At 69.8% G+C, this 18,418-nt stretch carries 14 protein-coding genes and 1 riboswitch; of the genes, 8 read left to right on the top strand and 6 right to left on the bottom strand.

Features of this window, described 5'->3' with window-relative positions; translation table 11 throughout:
* Positions 1-7 precede the first annotated feature (7 nt).
* The 3 genes from YIM_RS40935 to YIM_RS40925 are packed head-to-tail and all read right to left on the bottom strand — an operon-like array spanning position 8 to position 2,335.
* Entirely contained in the window at positions 8-667 is a 660-nt protein-coding gene (locus YIM_RS40935) for a response regulator transcription factor (RefSeq protein ID WP_153035469.1), read from the bottom strand.
* Positions 664-2,079, bottom strand: coding sequence for a HAMP domain-containing sensor histidine kinase (locus YIM_RS40930; RefSeq protein ID WP_153035468.1), 1,416 nt, complete (start codon positions 2,077-2,079; stop codon positions 664-666). Before YIM_RS40930 ends, YIM_RS40935 begins: the two co-directional genes overlap by 4 nt.
* A complete protein-coding gene (locus YIM_RS40925; RefSeq protein WP_153035467.1) occupies positions 2,066-2,335 on the bottom strand; it encodes a small hydrophilic protein in 270 nt (89 codons plus the stop codon). Before YIM_RS40925 ends, YIM_RS40930 begins: the two co-directional genes overlap by 14 nt.
* 167 nt (positions 2,336-2,502) lie before the next feature.
* Between YIM_RS40925 and YIM_RS40920 the strand changes: the two genes are divergently transcribed.
* Positions 2,503-4,635 carry a molybdopterin oxidoreductase family protein gene (locus tag YIM_RS40920; RefSeq protein ID WP_153035466.1) on the top strand — a complete coding sequence of 711 codons (2,133 nt, stop codon included), beginning with the start codon at positions 2,503-2,505 and terminating at the stop codon, positions 4,633-4,635.
* Positions 4,636-4,639: 4 nt separating this feature from the next.
* Here YIM_RS40920 and ahcY read toward each other — a convergent pair whose 3' ends face one another.
* A complete protein-coding gene (gene ahcY, locus YIM_RS40915) occupies positions 4,640-6,100 on the bottom strand; it encodes an adenosylhomocysteinase (RefSeq protein ID WP_153035465.1) in 1,461 nt (486 codons plus the stop codon).
* 59 nt (positions 6,101-6,159) lie between these two features.
* Positions 6,160-6,242: riboswitch (S-adenosyl-L-homocysteine riboswitch) on the bottom strand.
* Between the two features lie 59 nt (positions 6,243-6,301).
* On the opposite strand from ahcY, the gene YIM_RS40910 reads away from it, so the two are divergent.
* The 3 genes from YIM_RS40910 to epsC all read left to right on the top strand — a co-directional run bounded on the left by YIM_RS40910 (position 6,302) and on the right by epsC (position 9,795).
* A complete protein-coding gene (locus YIM_RS40910; RefSeq protein ID WP_153035464.1) occupies positions 6,302-7,312 on the top strand; it encodes a GTP-binding protein in 1,011 nt (336 codons plus the stop codon).
* A 90-nt stretch (positions 7,313-7,402) separates the two neighbouring features.
* The gene (gene asnB / locus YIM_RS40905) at positions 7,403-9,199 is read left to right on the top strand and encodes an asparagine synthase (glutamine-hydrolyzing) (protein ID WP_153035463.1); all 1,797 of its coding nucleotides are present in this window, start codon (positions 7,403-7,405) and stop codon (positions 9,197-9,199) included.
* A complete protein-coding gene (epsC, locus tag YIM_RS40900; protein ID WP_153035462.1) occupies positions 9,199-9,795 on the top strand; it encodes a serine O-acetyltransferase EpsC in 597 nt (198 codons plus the stop codon). The genes asnB and epsC overlap by 1 nt, the downstream gene beginning before the upstream one ends.
* A gap of 128 nt (positions 9,796-9,923) precedes the next feature.
* Here epsC and YIM_RS40895 read toward each other — a convergent pair whose 3' ends face one another.
* Together YIM_RS40895 and YIM_RS40890 are read right to left on the bottom strand one after the other, a co-directional pair.
* Positions 9,924-10,604: a winged helix-turn-helix transcriptional regulator gene (locus YIM_RS40895; protein WP_153035461.1), complete on the bottom strand. Its 681-nt coding sequence runs from the start codon at positions 10,602-10,604 to the stop codon at positions 9,924-9,926.
* Positions 10,605-10,823: 219 nt separating this feature from the next.
* Positions 10,824-11,642 (bottom strand): BTAD domain-containing putative transcriptional regulator, encoded by an 819-nt coding sequence (locus tag YIM_RS40890; protein WP_370469047.1) that lies wholly within the window; start codon positions 11,640-11,642, stop codon positions 10,824-10,826.
* 270 nt (positions 11,643-11,912) lie between these two features.
* On the opposite strand from YIM_RS40890, the gene YIM_RS40885 reads away from it, so the two are divergent.
* From YIM_RS40885 to YIM_RS40870, 4 genes are all read left to right on the top strand, one after another.
* Positions 11,913-12,074, top strand: a complete 162-nt coding sequence (locus YIM_RS40885) for a hypothetical protein (protein WP_153035460.1) — start codon at positions 11,913-11,915, stop codon at positions 12,072-12,074.
* A complete protein-coding gene (locus YIM_RS40880; protein WP_153035459.1) occupies positions 12,074-14,332 on the top strand; it encodes a TOMM precursor leader peptide-binding protein in 2,259 nt (752 codons plus the stop codon). The genes YIM_RS40885 and YIM_RS40880 overlap by 1 nt, the downstream gene beginning before the upstream one ends.
* Before the next feature lie 26 nt (positions 14,333-14,358).
* Entirely contained in the window at positions 14,359-15,813 is a 1,455-nt protein-coding gene (locus YIM_RS40875) for a SagB/ThcOx family dehydrogenase (RefSeq protein WP_228004336.1), read from the top strand.
* Between the two features lie 100 nt (positions 15,814-15,913).
* On the top strand, positions 15,914-18,313 hold the full coding sequence (locus YIM_RS40870; protein WP_153035458.1) for a sensor histidine kinase: 2,400 nt from the start codon (positions 15,914-15,916) through the stop codon (positions 18,311-18,313).
* The last annotated feature ends 105 nt before the right edge of the window (positions 18,314-18,418 follow it).

Genomic DNA, 18,418 nt, shown 5'->3' with positions numbered 1-18,418 from the left:
ACAACGATCACACCAACCGATACCCCATCCCCCGAACAGTCGCAATCCGATCCTGCCCCACCTTCCGCCGCACAGTCCGCACGTACACATCCACCACATTCGACCCAGGATCGAAGTCGTAACCCCATACATGCGACAGGATCTGCTCCCGCGAAAGCACCTGCCCCGGATGCCGCAAGAACAACTCCAGCAACGCGAACTCCCGCGCCGTCAAATCCGTTGTCGACTCCGGAGTCTGCGCCCGCCGCGTCCGCAGATCCAGCGACAAACCGTTGTGCCGCAACACAGTCAACTCCGGCGCCCCACCAGCGGGCTTCAGCCGCAACCGGATCCGCGCCAGCAACTCCTCGAACCGAAAAGGCTTCGTCATGTAGTCGTCCGCGCCACCCTCCAAACCAGCCACCGTGTCACCCACCGAATCACGCGCGGTCAGGATGATCACCGGAGTCAACTTCCCCGCGGCACGCATCGCGGTCAGCACCGCGAAACCGTCGCGCCGGGGCAGGCCCAGGTCGAGCACCACCAGGTCGAAGTCCTCGGACACCGCGCTGGCCAGCGCGGCGTCGCCGTCGGTCACGATCGTGGTGCTGAAACCGTTGGCACGTAAGCCTTTCTCCACGAACGAGGCAATGCGCTGCTCGTCTTCGGCGATCAGGATGCGGCTCACCGCGCACCTCCAGGTAGCTCGATGCCGAAGGTGGCGCCCTCGCCCGGCGGCGAATGGACCAGCACCCGGCCGTGGTGCGCGTCGGCGATGGCCTTCACGATGGCCAGGCCGAGCCCGGCGCCGTTGGGATCCCTGACGCCCGAGGCACCACGGGAGAACCGTTCGAAGATCTTCGACGCCTCCTCCGGCGGCACCCCGGCGCCACTGTCGGTCACCCAGAACGAGATCGTGTCCCCGATCAGGGAGGACCCGAGACGGATCACGTCACCGTCCGAAGTGTGCTGGACCGCGTTCTGCGCGAGCTGCACCACAGCCTGCGTGACGCGCTGACCGTCCAGCCACGCCTCGCCCTCGCCGATCGCCTCCAGCGACCAGGCCCGCGGCGCGATCGCCCGCACCTTCGCGTCCAGGTCGCTGGTCAGCTCGGGCACCGAGGTCCACTCCGGCCGCAGGAAGTCCGGCTGACCTGCTTTTGCCAGCAGAAGCAGGTCGTCGACGATGCGGGCCATGCGGTCCAGCTCGTCGGTGCACAACCGGACCACCTCGGCGCGTTCGGCCGGGTCGTCGCCGAGCAGTTCCAGGTGGCCGCGCACGATGGTGATCGGGGTGCGCAGCTCGTGCCCGGCGTCGTCGAGGAACTCGCGCCGGGTGCGGAACGCCTGCTCCAGGCGGTCGAGCATGGCGTTGAACTGCTCGGCGAGCGCGGCGATGTCGTCGCGGCCGTCGACCGGGATGCGGTGGGTCAGGTCGTGCTCGGTCAGCCGCGCCGCGGTCAGCCGCACGGTCCGGATCGGCGCCAGGATCTGCCCGGCCGCGAACCACGAGATCCCGGCCCCGAGCACCAGCGCGATCGCGCTGATCCCGATCAGCGAGCGCACCGTGGACGCCGCCTCCGGCCGTTCGGCGTCGGTGAAGAAGCCGCTGATGAACCAGCCCGCCGGCTCGTCGCCACTGTTCGCGGGCAGCATCTCCACACGTGACCAGCGCAGCGTGCCACCCGCGGTGGCGACCGTGCCGGTCGAGTCGTCGGTCGTGATGATCTGGCGGACCACGTCCTGGTTCACGGTCTGGTGCTCCTTGCGCCCCTGGAACACCAGCCGCGGCGCCTCCGGCGTGCCGACCGCGCCGATCAGCACCTCGGCCGGATCGGTGTACTGGGTCCTCAGGTGCAGGGTGAGGATCTGCTCCGGGTCCCGCAGCGGCTGCCCGTCCGGGCTGACCGCGCTCGCGGCGAAGGTGCGGAACTCCTCGGCGTCCTGGTCCAGGCTGCGGTTCACCCGGTCGTCGATGGCGTCGTACTCGAACTCGGCGACCAGCAGCACCACGGCGGTCAGCCCGGCGGCCATCACCAGCACGAACCAGCCCATGATGCGGACCCGCGCGGGGATGCGCCGCGGGTCAGTCGTCGTCATCGTTGTCGTCGTCCAGATCGTCGTCGTCCACCGGCGGGGGCGGGGGCAGCCAGGTGTCCGAAGGCGCCGCGCTCGTGCTCGGCGGGACCGGCGTCGCCGACGGAGGCGGGGGCGCGAACGTCGCCGACTCGCCGATCCGCACGGTCGCGGGTTCCTTCGGCGGCTCCGGATCGGCGAGCAGCAGCAGCACGATCGCCGCGCCCACCGGCAGGGCGAGCACGGCGATCAGCGCCAGCAGACGCGGGCCCTTGGTCATGCCACCCACCTTCCGCCCGCTCGGAAAAACCCGGATGAAGCGATGATGAGGAAATCTTCATGATCGCGCCAGCCGGGCCCAGGACCGGCGCAAGACCGCAGTCGAGAGGAATTCCGGCGTCCCGCCCCGGGCAATGATGCAAGGACCACCACCCCTGGGAGTAGGCGATGAGAACCGCGCACCGGACCTGTTCCATCTGTGACGCCGTCTGCGGCCTCCGGCTCACGCTGGACGACAACAACCGGGTCACCTCGGTGAAGGGCGACCCGGACGACCCGTTCTCGCAGGGTTACGTCTGCCCCAAGGGCGCCAGCTTCGGGCAGCTCGACGAGGACCCGGACCGGTTGCGGCACCCGATGGTCCGGCGCGGCGACACCTGGCACGAGGTCAGCTGGGACGAGGCGTTCGCCGAGGTGGAGCGCGGGCTCAACGCGGTGGTGGAGCAGTACGGCCGCGAGGCGTTGTCCGTCTACTTCGGAAACCCGACCTTCCACACCATGGCCGGGTTCATGTACCGGGTGCCGCTGACCCAGTCGCTGGGCAGCCGCAACGTCTACTCGGCCGGGACCATCGACCAGATGCCCAAGCACGTGGCCAGCGGTTACCTGTTCGGCGACCCGATGGCGATCGCGGTGCCCGACGTGGACCGCACCGACCACCTGCTGGTGATCGGCGCGAACCCGCTGGAGTCGCACGGCTCGCTCTGCGCCGCCCCCGACTTCCCGCGACGGCTCAAGGCGCTGCGCCGCCGGGGCGGCAAGATCACCGTGGTCGACCCGCGCCGCACGCGCACCGCGAAGTTCGCCGACGAGCACCTGTTCATCCGGCCCAGCACCGACGCCTTCTTCCTGCTCGGCGTGGTCCACACCCTGCTCGCCGAGAACCTCGACACGGTCACCCTGGACGTGAACGGCCTCGACGAGCTGCGTGCGCTGACCGCCGAGTTCACCCCGGCCGCGGTGTCGCCGATCTGCGGCATCCCGGCCGACGACATCGCGCGGACCGCCCGTGAGCTGGCCGCCGCGCCGACCGCCGCCGTCTACACCCGGATCGGGACCTGCACCTCGGAGTTCGGCACGCTCACCCAGTGGCTCGTCGACGTGGTCAACATCCTGACCGGCAACTTCGACTCGCCCGGCGGCGTGATGTTCACCCGCACCGCCGCGCTGGAGGTCTTCCGCACCGGCCAGGCGTTCACCACCGGCAACTTCCACAGCCGCGTGCGCGGCCTGCCCGAGACGCTCGGTGAGCTGCCGGTGGCCACGCTCGCCGACGAGATCGAGACCCCGGGCGAAGGCCAGGTCAAGGCGCTCATCTCGATCGCGGGCAACCTGGTGCTCTCCGCGCCGAACGGCCCGCGCCTGGACCGGGTGCTGCCCGAACTGGACTTCATGGTCTGCGTGGACCCGTACCTGAACGAGACCACCAAGCACGCCAACGTGATCCTGCCGCCGCCGCGCATGCTGCAGATGCCGCACTACGACTTCCTGCTGCTCACGGTGACCGTGCGGAACTACACCCGCTTCTCCCCGGCGATCCTGCCGCTGGAGGACGACCAGCTCTCCGAAGCCGAGATCATGGCGAAGCTGACGCTGATCGTGTCCGGGCAGCCCGCGAGCACCCCGGCCTCGGTGCTCGACGAGATGATCGTCGGCCAGCTGACCGGCGGTTCCGAGGAGATGCGTGCCGGGCTCACCGGCGACAGCGGACCCGAGCTGATGCTGGACGCGATGCTGCAACTCGGTCCGTACGGCCTTTCCCTGCGGAAGCTGCGCGAGAACCCGCACGGCATCGACCTCGGCCCGCTGGAGCCGCGGGTCAAAGAGCTGATCTGCACGCCGTCCGGCCGGGTCGAGCTGAGCCCGCCGGAGGTCACCGGCGACCTCACCCGCCTGCGCGCGCGGCTCGCCGAGGAGGCGCCGGAGTTCCTGCTGATCGGGCGTCGGCAGCTGCGGTCCAACAACAGCTGGCTGCACAACGTGCCGGGCCTGCGCGGCGGCAGCAACCAGTGCACGCTGCACGTCAACCCCGCCGACGCCGAGCGGCTCGGCCTCGGTGAGCAGGCGGTGGTCCGGTCGTCCGCCGGTGAGCTGGTGGTGCCGGTCGAGCCGAACGACGGGATCATGCCCGGTGTGGTCAGCCTGCCGCACGGCTGGGGCCACTCCGGCCGTGGTCAGCGCGTCGCGGCCACCGAACCGGGGGTGAACGCGAACACGCTGACCGACGAGCAGGTGGTGGACGTGCTCTCCGGGAACGCCGTGTTCAACGGCGTCCCGGTGAGCGTCGCCCCAACCACTTAGCGGGTCAGTAGCGGTAGTGGTCGGCCTTGTACGGGCCGGCCACATCCACGCCGATGTACTCGGCCTGCTTCTTGGTCAGCTCGGTCAGGCGCACACCGAGCGCGTCCAGGTGCAGGCGCGCCACCTTCTCGTCCAGGTGCTTCGGCAGCCGGTAGACGTCGGTGGTGTACTCGCCCGGCTTGGTGAACAGCTCGATCTGCGCGATCGCCTGGTTGCTGAACGAGTTCGACATCACGAAGCTCGGGTGCCCGGTGGCGTTGCCAAGGTTCATCAGGCGGCCCTCGGACAGCACGATGATCGCGTGGCCGTCGGGAAAGACCCACTCGTGCACCTGCGGCTTGATCTCCACCTTGCGGATGCCGGGCACCTTGGCCAGCCCGGCCATGTCGATCTCGTTGTCGAAGTGGCCGACGTTGCCGACGATGGCGTTGTGCTTCATCCGCGCCATGTCGGCGGCCATGATGATGTCCAGGTTGCCGGTGGTGGTGATGAACAGGTCGCCCTTTTCGATCACGTCCTCCAGGCGCACCACCTCCAGCCCTTCCATCGACGCCTGCAGCGCGCAGATCGGGTCGACCTCGGTGACCACCACGCGCGCGCCCTGCCCGCGCAGCGATTCGGCGGCGCCCTTGCCGACGTCGCCGTAACCGCAGATCACCGCGAGCTTGCCGCCGAGCATCACGTCGGTGGCGCGGTTGATGCCGTCGGCCAGCGAGTGCCGGATGCCGTACTTGTTGTCGAACTTCGACTTGGTCACCGAGTCGTTGACGTTGATCGCCGGGAACAGCAGCTTGCCCTCTTCGGCGAGCTTGTAGAGCCGCTTCACGCCGTTGGTGGTCTCCTCGGTGACGCCCTTGATCCCGGCGGCGATCCGGGTGAACCGCTTCGGGTCGGCGGCCAGGCTTTCGCGCAGGGTGCGCAGCACGATCCGGTATTCGTCCGGGTCCTCCTCGGTGGGCTCCGGCACCGCGCCCGCGGCTTCGAACTCCACGCCCTGGTGCACCAGCAGGGTGGCGTCACCGCCGTCGTCGAGCAGCATGTTCGGCGCGTGCCCGCCGGGGAAGGTGAACAGCTGCTCGGTGCACCACCAGTACTCGTCCAGCGTCTCGCCCTTCCAGGCGAACACCGAGGTGCCGGTGGGGTTCTCCGGAGTGCCGTCGCGGCCGACGACCACCGCGGCGGCGGCCTCGTCCTGGGTGGAGAAGATGTTGCAGGACACCCAGCGCACCTCGGCGCCCAGGTCGACCAGCGTCTCGATCAGCACCGCGGTCTGCACGGTCATGTGCAGCGAGCCCGCGATCCGGGCGCCCTTCAGCGGTTTCGAGGCGGCGTATTCGGCGCGGATCGCCATCAGACCGGGCATTTCGTGCTCGGCGAGGCGCAGTTGGTGGCGGCCGGATTCGGCCAGTGCCAGATCGGCGACCGCGAACTCGAGTCCGTTCACCTGGCGCAGTTTCGCGTTCATCGTGTTTCTCTCCCGCAGTCTTTATCCGGGACCCCGAACAACAGAAAAGGGCACCTCCGGATTCGGAGGCGCCCTTGTACGTTCGTCTGGCGAAGGCCGAGCGTGGCGGACCAGCTGGTCCGTCGCAGCGCCTCTCGGCCTCCACCGCCCAGGGTTCCAGTCCCGGCCCGGCGCTGTCAACGCCGTCGGTAGGGTGAAGCAATGCGGAGGCAGATCCCGGTCGTGCTGGTCGCCGGTTTCCTCGGGGCCGGCAAAACCACGCTGCTCAACCACTTGCTGCACAACAGCTCCGGTGCGCGCATCGGGGTGGTGGTCAACGACTTCGGCAGCATCGGCATCGACGCGATGGCGGTGGCGGGCCAGGTCGACTCGATGGTGTCGCTGAACAACGGCTGCCTGTGCTGCGCGGTCGACGCGAGCGGGCTGGACGGCATGCTGGCGCGGTTGTCCGGCGCCGACCTCGACGTGATCGTGATCGAGGCGAGCGGGCTGGCCGAACCACGCGGGCTGATCCGGCTGCTGCTGGCGAGTGAGCACGAACACATCGAGTACGGCGGTCTGGTCGAGGTGGTCGACGGCGCCGAGTTCAACACCGTCCGCGCGGAGCACCCGGAACTGGGTGAGCACGTGCGGCTGGCGGATCTGGTGGTGCTGAACAAGATCGACCGCATCGCCGACGGGGTGCGCGAGACCGTCGAGGAACTGGCGCAGGGGGTGCCGGTGCTCGGCGTGGAGCACGGCCGGATCGATCCGGCGATGCTGTTCGAACTGCCGGAGCGCCGCGAGGAGTACGCGCGGCAGTTGTCCTTCCTCGATCTGTCCGAAGAGGACGCCGCGGACGAAGATCATTCGCAGCACGCGCACACGAAGTACGACAGCGTCGAATTCGAGACCGAGGTGCCGCTGCACCCCCGCCGGTTCATGGAATTCATGGAAAACCGGCCGGCCGGGATCTACCGCATCAAGGGTGAGGTCAACCTCGGCGTGCCGGGGCACGGCAAGAAGTACACCCTGCACACCGTGGGTGCGTTCCTGCGGCTGCGGCGATCGGGCTGGGCGGGGCAGCGACCGGCCACGCGGCTGGTGCTGATCGGTGCCGGCATCGACGGTGAAATGTTGCGCAAGCAATTGCGCAACTGTGAAGAACCCGATCCGTCGCAAGTGGACTCACAGGCCATGCTGCCGGTTCTCCGCTTCCTGCCGGAGGAATAGTTCCTTCAGTCGTACTCGACACGGAATCGAGCGGTTTACGCGATCTTTGTGATCGACGTGCCGCTTGTGAGGCTGGAGAGCGAAAAGCCCATGTGTCGAATCTACGGTTTTTTCAACGCGAAGGCGACGCCGCACGAGTTGCGCACGGTCGCCGCACTGCAACACCACGGCGGACCGGACGGGCGCGGGACCGCGCGAGCCGGTGGCTGGGGGATCGGGAACAACCGGCTGGCCATCGTCGACCTCGACGGCGGCACCCAGCCCTACGAACTCGACGAGCGCATCAAGGTCGTGTTCAACGGTGAGATCTACAACCACGTGCGCCTGCGCGCGGAACTCACCGCGAAGGGCTACCGGTTCGACGACCACTGCGACGGCAACGTGCTCCCCGCGCTCTACCACGCCTACGGGGACGCCTTCGTCGACCACCTCGACGGCATGTACGCGATCGCGGTGGTCGACCTGCGTGGCGCGGAACCGAGGCTGCTGCTGGCCACCGACCACATCGGCATGAAACCGCTGTACTACCGCTGGAACGCGGCCGCGCGCTCGCTGCACTTCTCCTCGGAACTGCCCGCGCTGCTGGGCTTCGGCGAGGTAGCCCCGGCCGAGTGGGACGGCGGGCTGGACGCCTACCTGGCCACCAAGACCCCGTTCGGCGAGCAGACCATGTTCGACGGGGTCAAGGTCATGCCCCAGTCGACCACGATGATCTGCACCGAATACTCGGGCCTGCGCACCTACCGCCGTCAGCAACCGGTCGCCGAGGTGCTCGCCGACGACGACGCCGCAGTGGCACAGGACCTCCAGGAGCGCCTGCGGTACGAGGTCGGGCAGCTGCTGGCGGCGGACGTGCCGGTCGCCACCATCACCTCCGGCGGGCTCGACTCCAGCCTGGTCACCGCGCTGGCGGCCGAGTCGGAGACCGAGCTGCACACGTTCAACATCGCCTACACCGGCAACTGGCCCGCCGACGAGCGCCGCTTCGCGCGCCAGGTCTCCGACCGCGCGGGCACGAACTACCACCAGGTGGAGATCGATCCGGCGACCTTCCCGGACCTGCTCGCCGATGTGGTCTGGCACCTCGGGCAGCCCAACGCCGACCCGATCACGCTGAGCACCTACGCCCTGTTCAACGCGGTGCGGGACAGCGGGTTCAAAGTCGCGCTGACCGGTGACGCGGCCGACGAGGTGTTCGGCGGTTACTCGCGGATGACCGCGGCGACCCGGGCCGACGCGTACGGGAAACCCTGGTACGACAACTATCTCGACGCACTGGGCGTGCTGCCCGCGGTCGCCCGGCACGAGCTGTACACCGACGACTACCGCGCCGTGCTGGCCGACTCCGGTCCCGCCATCCCCGCCGACGCGACCGCGAGGCTGGCCACCGGCGACGGTTCGGTGCTGGAGCGGATCACCGAGTTCGAGCTCGGGCACCGGCTGCCCGCCTACCACCTGCGCCGGGTGGACCACCTGAGCATGTCCGGCTCGGTGGAGGTCCGGCTGCCGTTCTGCCAGCGTTCGGTGGTCTCGCTCGGCCGGGCGCTGTCCGACCGGCGGCGCATCGACGACACCGGCGTGAAGCGGACGCTCTACGCCGCGGCCGCCGGCCTGCTGCCGGACGAGGTGCTGAACCGGCCGAAGCAGCCGTTCACCCTGCCCATCACCGCGATGCTCAGCCCCGGCTGGCCGCTGTGGGAGTACGCAAGGGACCTGCTGGCGGGTTCGCGGCTGAAGGCGGCGGGCCAGGTCGACGCGAGCGCGGTCGACCGGTTGTTCGCGCGGCAGGCGACCGAGCCGGAGGACACCACCGCGCTGACCATCTGGGCGCTGGCGGTACACGAAATCTGGCGGGAGCAGTTCTTCGGCGCGAAGCGGGGCCGCTGATGGCGGGGCTGATCGGGCGGCTGCGCCGGGCGGCGGCCGCGAGCACCGAACTGCTGGACGTGATCATCGACCGCGACCCGTCGATCCGCTCGCGGAGCGAGGCGCTGCTGCACCCCACGGTGCTCGCGCTGGCCGGTTACCGCGTGGGGAACCGGTTGTACCGCAAGGAGCGGTTCAAGTCGGCGCGCGCGGTGTGCATGCTGACGCGGGTGCTGACCGGCGGGATCGAGATCCATCCCGGCGCGCGGATCGGGCGGCGGTTCTTCATCGACCACGGTTGTGGCGTGGTGATCGGGGAAACCGCGATCATCGGCGACGACGTGTCGCTGTTCCACCAGGTGACGCTGGGCTCGTACGGCTGGTGGCAGGACCGCGGCCGCGCCGACGGCCGACGGCACCCGAAGCTCGGCAACGGCGTCACCGTGGGCGCGAACGCGAGCCTGCTGGGGCCGATCACGGTGGGGGACAACGCACTCATCGGGGCGCAGTCGCTGGTGCTGCAGGACGTGCCGGCGGACGCACACGTGCGCGCTCCGGCCGGTGACGTCGTGCACCGCACGTCGAACACCGTGGTGCGCCTGCCCCGCGCGAGCTGATCGCGGACACAAGAAAGTGGCTTCACAGCGGCAAGTCGCTGTGAAGCCACTTTCTTGTGCGTTCGTCCCCAGTGGCTGGAACGAGCCGGGGCCCGGCGGAGGGAGTCGCGACGGGCCCCGGCTCAGCTTCAGCGGACGGCCAGGCCTTCGACCTTGCGCGGCGCGGCCGGGATGTGGAACAGGTCGGCGAACAGCTCGAGCAGCGCCGGGTCCCCGGAGATGCTCAGGATGCCCTGGTCCAGCGCCTCCCGCGGGGAGATCTCCTTGGAGAACACCGGCTTGATCGAGCCGTAGCAGGTGATCGTCATGTCGGCGTCGGGGTAGGGGCCCTCGCCGACCTTCAGGTCCTCGCCGTCGACCAGCGCGTGCAGCGTCATCGTCGGGCCGTAGTGCAGTTCGTAGCTGACCCGCACGCCCGAGGCGATCTCCGGCCGGAACGTGGTGTACAGCGACAGGATCGCGGAGTCGGTGGTGAACACGTCCTCCTCACCCGGCGACCCGAGGGACCGGGCGCCCCACAGGCCCAGCTGCAGCACGACCGCCTCCAGCTCGGCGCCGTACTCGGTCAGCTCGTAGACCACCGAGGCGTCCAGCTGCGGCAGCACCCGCCGCCGGACCACACCGGCCTCCTCCAGCTCGTTCAGCCGGGCGGAGAGAATGCTGGACGGGATGCGCGGCAACCCGGCGCGCAGGTCGGTGAACCGCTTCGGGCCGAGCAGCAGGTCGCGGACCACCAGCATGCCCCAGCGCTCGCCCACCATCTCCATGGCACGTGCCAGGCCGCAGAATTGTCCGTACGTTCGACTCATCGTAAATCCCCACTCTTCGTCAGGTTGAGACTTCGGTTGGACGGAGATGATCGGGCTGTCGCCATAGCTGCGGTCCAGCGTCTTTCGGCGGACTCGGGAACCGCTCGACACCCGAACGAGCACCTGCACACGGTGCTCGTGGCCGAGTTGACACACTGCGAAAAAGCTTTACCCGCAAGGAAACCTTGGCGGTGAGCGGGTAACGGCACCGTATTCCCATCAGGAGGGGTCCCCGGCCGAGAGCAGCTCGTGGTGCAGCAGCTGCAACTCGTCACAGGGTTCCACGCCCAGCTCCGTGGTCAGCCGCGTGCGCAGCTGCCGGTAGGTGGCCATCGCGTCGGACCGCCTGCCACTGCGCCCGAGCACCCGCATCAGCTGCCCGTGCAGGCCTTCGTCGAGCGGGTTCGCGGTGACCAGCGAGCGCAGCTCACCGACCAGCTCGCGGTGCATGCCGGCCTCGATCTCCGCCTCGATGCGCAGGTGCTGCGCGGCCCGGCGCTGCTCGGCCAGGTCCACCGCGTAGGCGGCGAGCACCGAACCGCAGTTGACGTTGGCCAGCGCGGGTCCGGACCACAGGCCAAGTGCGCTCCGGAACGACCGCGCCGCGTCACCGAACCGCCGCGCGTCCATCTCGTCGCGGCCGCGGCGGCACAGCTGCTGGAACTCGAACACGTCCACCTGCGCCGGGTCGATGCGGAAGACGTACCCGGGCGGCTTGGTGGCCAGCATGGATTCGGGGTCGGCCGCCAGCCGGTTCTGCTCGATGCAGCGGCGGACCTGGTAGACGTAGGTCTGCATGGTGGTGCGCACGCTGCGCGGTGGCTTGTTCGCCCACAGCTCCTGGATGATGGAGTCGATCTGCACGACCTTGCCCGGCCGCATCAGCAGCATCGCCATCAGTTGCAGGATCTTCGGCGCCGTCGGCGCGTGGTCGACGCCGTCCTTGAGCACTTCGAGCGGGCCGAGAAGGGTGAACGTCACCGCGCTTTCGGCCGTGCCGCCGGGGTTGCCACTCCCGGCCGGAACTTCGGAAACCAACACGTTCGTTCCCTCCCAGTCACATCGACGCGTGAACCGACCGCTGCCCGGCGCTGGCTGCTCTCCGGCGACAGTCGTGCGTTTCTCGAAGATTGACAGAAATGCCCTGGTCAGCGGCAGTGAGAGGGGCACCAGTCGTGACGTGAATATGGCCGGGGGCCATGTGAAAAACACATATCGGACCCATGTGGGCGGCACTGGAAGTGCGACGGGCAACCGGCGCAGGATTCTCCCATCACCCCTGAACACCCGCAAATCGGAGGATCCACGATGGACAAGCAGAACGTGGTCGAGCTGCCCCGCGAGGACAACGTGGTGCTGGTGATCGACCGGTTCGACCAGTGGCACAACCCGGCCGGCCTGCCGCGCCGCGGCACCACCGGCAGCACCTACAGCGTGCCCGCGCTGGACGAACTGCCGGAAGCCGCCTGATGGACAGCGGTGTCGCGGCGGCGAGAATCCCCGAGTTCAAACGTCATCTACGGGCGGAAGTGAACGAAGGCGAGGGCGCCTACCTCTTCTCCGAACACGGGGTCACGGCCCTGCGGGGAGCGGCCATCGCCTCGCTCGCGGCACTGCTGGACGGCAAGCACGACCTGGCCGACCTGCTCGAAGCCCGTCCCGGTGGGATGAGTTCGGCGCAGGTCGCCAATCTGATCGAGCAGCTGGTCGACGTGGGCCTGGTCAGCCTGCGTGGTACCGAAGCGTCTCTTGTGGACGAAAGCGAAGTCGCGTACTGGGACGCGTGCGGCGTGGACCTGGCCGACGCCGCACGCGCCGCGGTGGCCACGGTCGCGCTGGTCGGCACCAAGTCCACGGTGGACCTGGCACCGGCCCGCCGGGCGCTCGCGGAGACCGGAGTGGACGTCCACACCGGACTCAGCCAGACGGCCGAGCTGACCGTGGTGGTCTGCGACGACTACCTCGACCCCGCACTGGCCGCCATCGACGCCGCGCAGCGCGCCGCCGGGAAGCCGTGGCTGCTGAGCAAACCGGTGGGCACTCGAGTCTGGCTCGGGCCGTTCTTCAGCCCCGCTCAGCCCGGTTGCTGGCACTGCCTTTCCCACCGCCTCTGGGGACACCGCCACGCGGAGGCCTGCGTGCAGGCCTCGCTCGGCAAGGAGGGCCCCGCCGACCGCCCGGCCGCCTCGGTGCGGCCACTGGCTTCCGCGGCCGCGCACCTGATGGCGCTCGAAGTGACCAAGTGGCTGGCCGGGCACCGCTACCCCGGTCAGAGTTCGGTGTGGACGTTCGACACCCACGACCTCGAGGGCACCCGGCACGAACTGCGGGCCCGGCCCCAGTGCGCGAACTGCGGCGACGCCGCGCTGTTCACCGCGCGGGCCTGCAAGCCGATCGAGCTGAACCCGGCGCGCAAGGCCGCTTCGGCAGGCGGCGGGCACCGCACCCTGCTGCCCGCCCAGGTGCTCGACCGCTACCGCCACCTGGTCAGCCCGGTCACCGGGATCATCAAGGAGATCAAGCGGGACCCGGACGCGCCGTCGTTCATCAACGCCTACCGCTCCGGCGTGAACGTCTTCCGGGGCAGCACCGGGCTCGGCACGCTCCGCGCGAACCTGCGCGCGGAGAACGGTGGCAAGGGGCTCACCCCGCTGGACGCCGAGGTGGGGGCGCTGTGCGAGGCCGTCGAGCGGTTCTCCGGCACCTTCCAGGGCGACGAGTTCCGCCTGCGGGCGAGCCTGCGCGCGCTCGGTGACGTGGCCATGCACCCCAACGACTGCACCCTGTTCGACGAGCGCCAGTACGCCACCCGCGACAGCTGGAACCCGGCGCACTCCGCGTGCAACCACGTCAGCGAGCCGTTCGACGAGGACGCGGTCATCGACTGGACCCCGGTGTGGTCGATCACCGAGCGCAGGCACCGGCTGCTGCCGACCACGATGCTGTACTACGGCGGCCCGGCCCACCGGTCGCTGAGCGCCGACTCCAACGGCAACGCCGCCGGCAGCAGCCTCGAGGACGCCGTGCTCCAGGGCACCCTGGAACTGGTGGAGCGCGACGCGGTGGCGATCTGGTGGTACAACCGCCTGCGGCTGCCCGCGGTCGATCTCGACGCGTTCGGTGAACCGTGGATCGAGGAACTGCGGACCCAGTACGCCCGGCTCGGCCGGGAGGTGTGGGTGCTGGACGCGACCTCGGACCTCGGCGTGCCGGTGATGGTGGCGGTCTCCCGGCGGATCGACCGCCCCGGCGAGCGCATCATGCTCGGCCTCGGCGCGCACCTGGACCCGCGGCTGGCGCTGCGGCGGGCGCTGACCGAGCTGAACCAGTTCCTGCCGACCGTGCTCGACGAGCGGATGGGCGACGGTGACCCGGACGCGGCGGCCTGGGTGAACGAGGCGACCGTGGCGAGCCAGCCCTACCTGCTGCCCGACGACTCCGTCCCGGCGCGTGGCCCGGCCGACTTCGGTTACGTGGCCCGCGAGGACGTGCGCGAAGACGTGGACGCGCTGGCCGCGTTGTTCGCCGAGCGCGGCATGGAGATGCTCGTGCTGGACCAGACCCGTCCCGACATCGGGTTGCCGGTGGTGAAGGTGGTGGTGCCGGGCCTGCGGCACTTCTGGGCCCGGTTCGCCCCGGGGCGGTTGTTCGAGGTACCGGTTCAGCAGGGCAGGCTTTCGCGCCCGACGCCTTACCACGAGCTCAATCCCATGCCACTCTTCCTTTGACGCACACCTACCTCCGAGGAGCCGCGGTGAGATCGACGGACGAGGTCGGGACCACGATCCGGCTCTGGTCGCTGAGCGAGGACGCCATGGTGGAAGACGATGGCGAGAACGGCTCGGTGAACGTGGTCACCCGCTGGGGAGAGCTGAGCGTCGAGCACGCCGGCGCGTTCGCCATCGAGTCGCTGCGGCGGATGGAACTGGGCCCGGTCTCACTGCAGAACGTGGTGGCCGCGCGCAAGGCCAGCCCGGTCCGGCGGCTGCACGACCTGGCCGGGCTGGAACGGGTGCTGGACAAGGTCAGCGGCTCGGTGGTGCATTCGCTCGGGCTGCCGGACGGGCGGCGGCCGCTGCTCTCGGCGGTGCCGGTGGTGGCCGCGCCGGAGTTCCACCCCACCGCCGTGCCCGCCTCGCTGGCGATCCGGCTGTCCCGGTTCGCCGTGCTCCGGCCGCAGGGCGGTGACCTGGTGCTGGAGGCCCCGCGCGCCGACTTCCGGGTGGTGCTGAGCCAGCCGCAGGCGGTGCGGATCGCCTCCGCGCTGGCCGCCCCGGCCACCATCGCCGGACTGGCCGGGGACACCGGCATCCCGGAGCCGGTGGTCGCGGACGCGGTCGCCTTCCTGGTCGCGGCCGGTGTGGTGCTGGCCGGCGACGAGAAGGACGAGTTCGCCGAGGACACCGATCCCGAGCTGCGCCACTGGTCGCACCACGAGCTGCACTTCCACACGCACAGCCGGACCAGGCAGAGCGGCGACGCCGACTCGGCCGACTCGGCGTACCGGCAGGCCACCGAGACGCAGCCGCCGCTGACCAGGACACCGCCCGACGGCAAGCGCTTCCCGTTGCACCGGCCCGAGCCGGAAACGCTGGCGGCCACCGATCCGCCGCTGACCGAACTGCTGGAGACCGATCACGAGTGCCCGCGGTTCTCCGGTACCGCGCTCACCGCGGAGGAACTCGGTGAGCTGTTGTTCCGCAGCGCCAGGGTGCGCGGGGTCGGCCCGGCCCATCCGCCGATGCCCGCCGGGCACGACGCCTCGCAGCGGCCCTACTTCTCCATCGCCTGCCTGTACGAACTCGAGTTGTACTTGAGCATCGGGCACTGCGCCGGGCTGCCTGCCGGGCTCTACCACTACGACCCCGCCGCGCACGCGCTCACCCAGCTCAGCCCGGAAGTCGCCGACGTCGGCACCGTGCTCGACCTCGGCAAAGTCGCCGCGGGCAGCCTGCGCCGCCCGGCCGTGATGATCACGCTGACCGCGCGGATGGAACGGACCTCCTGGGTGCTCGGTGGCGCGGCCTACGCGACCACGCTGATGCACGCGGGTGCGCTGCAGCAGACGCTTTACCTGTGCGCCAAGGCGATGGGCCTGTCCGCGCACGCGGTTCCGGTGGACGCCAGCGACACCGTGGACCGGTTGTTCGGCCTCGACTGGCCCGCCGAGATCGGAGTAGGGGAATGCGTTCTGGACTCCGGCCGCTGACACCGCCCCCACCCCTACGTGGTTGCCCGCCGGAAACGGCGCTGGGTAGCCTCGGCAGCGCCTTTCGGCGTCCTGGCCGGCGGTCGTGAGGGGAGATCCGGTGAGCAGCACGAGTGTCCAGATGCGATCGGACGACGGCAGACCGGCCGGGTTCGACCTCGAACCGGAATCCACCGGGAAGCCGAAATGGCTACCGGACCTCCCGCCCAAGCTGGCTTTCGGCATTCTCGCCATGGTGCTGGCCGGGCTTTCGGTCAACGCCACGCTCGGCGTCATCTTCCGGATCGGCACCTTCTGGGACGTTCTCTTCTGCATCCTCTGCGTGGTCGCGATGACCGCGCTGCAACTCGGCTACGTTTCCCGTCCCGGCGCGGTGAAGACCCCGCGGCGCACGGCGTGGGTCCTGCTGGGGCAGGCCCTGCTCGTCGGCATCCCGATCCTGGAGTTCGGTCCGCGCTGGCACGGGTTCACCGGGGTCTTCCTCGGCAGCGTGCTGTTGCTGCTGCCGGCGGTGGTGGCCTGGCCGGTGCTGGGCACGGTCGTGGCGTTGATGGGCTTTCTCGAGTTCACCCGCGGGGCGGCGCTGGTCGCGACGCCGTGGGCGGTGGTCAACGCGATGGTCGCCACCACGCTCACCGCGATGATCACCTACGGCCTGTCCCGGCTGGTGCGGCTGGTCAGCGAACTGCACTCGGCCCGGCACGACCTGAGCCGGATGGCCGTGGCGAGCGAACGCCTGCGGTTCTCCCGCGACGTGCACGACCTGCTGGGGCTGAGCCTGTCGGCGATCACGCTGAAGACCGAGCTGACGAACCGCCTGCTCACCGACTTCCCCGACCGGGCGCGCAAGGAACTGGAAGACATGCTGGTGATGTCGCGCCGGGCGCTGGCCGACGTGCGCCTGGTGGCCAGCGGACGCCGTCGCCTGTCGTTCGACGAGGAGTGCAGGCAGGCGCGGTCCGCGTTGTCCGCGGCCGACGTCGACGTGCGGATCGAGCGTGACGACCGGGAACTGGAGGGGCCGGCGGGCACGGTGCTGGCGACGGTGCTGCGCGAGGGCGTGACGAACGTGCTGCGGCACAGCGAGGCCACCTGGTGCGAGATCTCGGTGCGCGAGGTCGACGGGGTCATCCGCCTGACGATCACGAACGACGGGGTCACCCGCGAAGCCGCCGACACCGCACCCGGCGCGGGCAACGGCACCCGGAACCTGTCGCACCGGGTCTCGCAGCTGGGTGGCGAGCTGGCCGCGTCGGCCGAGGACGGCCGCTACCGGCTGCAGGTGGACGTACCACTGTCGGCCGTGCTCGTGCGCGGGGACGCGGCCGACGGTCCCGAGGACGCCGGTGCGCAGGCCGCCAAACCGCTCTGGACGCCCGGCATCGCGCCGAAGATGGCCAACGCGATCCTGGCCGTGGTGCTCGGCGCGGTCGTGGTGAACACCAGCACCGGGATCGCGGTCAGCCTGAGCAATCCCTGGCAGGGCCTGCTCAGCGCGAGCATCATCGGCCTGCTGGCCGGGCTGCAGTTCGGTTACGTCTCCCGGGCGGGTGCCGAGCGGACCCCGCTGCGCACCGCACTGGTGCTGCTGGCGCAGGCCGCGCTGGTGTTCCTGCCGATCCTGCACTTCGGGCCGCTCTGGCACGGCCTGGTCGGCTTGTTCGCCGGGAGCGCGCTGGTGCTGCTGCCTTCGGTGGCGGCGGTGCCACTGGCGGCGCTGGCGCTGGTCGCCATCGGCACGCTCGAGCTGCTCACCGGCCTGCCCGGCATCACCTCCTGGTACTCGGTGCCGTTCGTGCTGGTCGGGAACATGATCACCACGCTGGTGGTGTTCGGCCTGTCGCGGCTGGTGCGGCTGGTCGGCGAGCTGCACGCGGCGCGTGACGAGTTGAGCCGGATGGCGGTGGCGGAGGAGCGGTTGCGGTTCTCGCGTGACGTGCATGACCTGCTGGGGTTGAGTCTGTCGGCGATCACGTTGAAGACGGAGCTGACGAACCGGTTGCTGACGGAGTATCCGGAGCGGGCTCGCAAGGAACTCGAGGACATGCTGGTGCTGTCCCGGCGGGCGCTGGCGGATGTGCGGATGGTGGCCAGCGGCAAGCGGGAGCTTTCGCTGGACGAGGAGTGCAAGCAGGCGAAGTCGGCCCTGTCCGCGGCCGAAGTGGACGTCCGGATTTCGCGCGACGCCAGGGAACTGGACGGTCCGGTGGGCACGGTACTGGCGACGGTGCTGCGCGAGGGCGTGACGAACGTGCTGCGGCACAGCGAGGCCGAATGGTGCGAGATCTCGGTGCGCGACCTGGACGGCTCGGTGCGGCTGGTGATCGCGAACGACGGTGTCACGGTGAACGGCGCCGCGCCGGCCCCGAACGCGGGCAACGGCATCCGGAACCTGTCCCACCGGCTGTCGCGGCTGGGTGGCGAGCTGAGCGTGGAAACCGATCCGGAAGGCCGGTACCGCCTGCGTGCCGACGTTCCGCTGGCCGCCATCTCGTCCTGACCCCGGGAAGGCGCAGCGGACCGAAGCCGTACCGGGTGGTCGGTACCGGCTGTGCGCGGAAATCACGCCGAGTGTTCCCACTGCGTAAAAGCGAAGTCGACGATG

It is taken from the genome of Amycolatopsis sp. YIM 10 (genome assembly GCF_009429145.1).
In the GTDB taxonomy this organism is placed as follows: Bacteria; Actinomycetota; Actinomycetes; order Mycobacteriales; family Pseudonocardiaceae; genus Amycolatopsis.
Note: the sequence above shows the minus strand (reverse complement) of the source record. Positions and strands in the feature narration are given on the sequence as shown.

Excerpts from the sequence above, each read along its gene's own strand:
- YIM_RS40910 (WP_153035464.1), top strand. The coding sequence starts at position 6,302 with ATGCGGAGGCAGATCCCGGTCGTGCTGGTCGCCGGTTTCCTCGGGGCC.
- epsC (WP_153035462.1), top strand. The coding sequence starts at position 9,199 with ATGGCGGGGCTGATCGGGCGGCTGCGCCGGGCGGCGGCCGCGAGCACC.
- YIM_RS40885 (WP_153035460.1), top strand. The coding sequence starts at position 11,913 with ATGGACAAGCAGAACGTGGTCGAGCTGCCCCGCGAGGACAACGTGGTG.
- ahcY (WP_153035465.1), bottom strand. The coding sequence starts at position 6,100 with ATGAACGCGAAACTGCGCCAGGTGAACGGACTCGAGTTCGCGGTCGCC.
- YIM_RS40930 (WP_153035468.1), bottom strand. The coding sequence starts at position 2,079 with ATGACGACGACTGACCCGCGGCGCATCCCCGCGCGGGTCCGCATCATG.
- YIM_RS40925 (WP_153035467.1), bottom strand. The coding sequence starts at position 2,335 with ATGACCAAGGGCCCGCGTCTGCTGGCGCTGATCGCCGTGCTCGCCCTG.
- YIM_RS40920 (WP_153035466.1), top strand. The coding sequence starts at position 2,503 with ATGAGAACCGCGCACCGGACCTGTTCCATCTGTGACGCCGTCTGCGGC.
- YIM_RS40895 (WP_153035461.1), bottom strand. The coding sequence starts at position 10,604 with ATGAGTCGAACGTACGGACAATTCTGCGGCCTGGCACGTGCCATGGAG.
- asnB (WP_153035463.1), top strand. The coding sequence starts at position 7,403 with ATGTGTCGAATCTACGGTTTTTTCAACGCGAAGGCGACGCCGCACGAG.
- YIM_RS40880 (WP_153035459.1), top strand. The coding sequence starts at position 12,074 with ATGGACAGCGGTGTCGCGGCGGCGAGAATCCCCGAGTTCAAACGTCAT.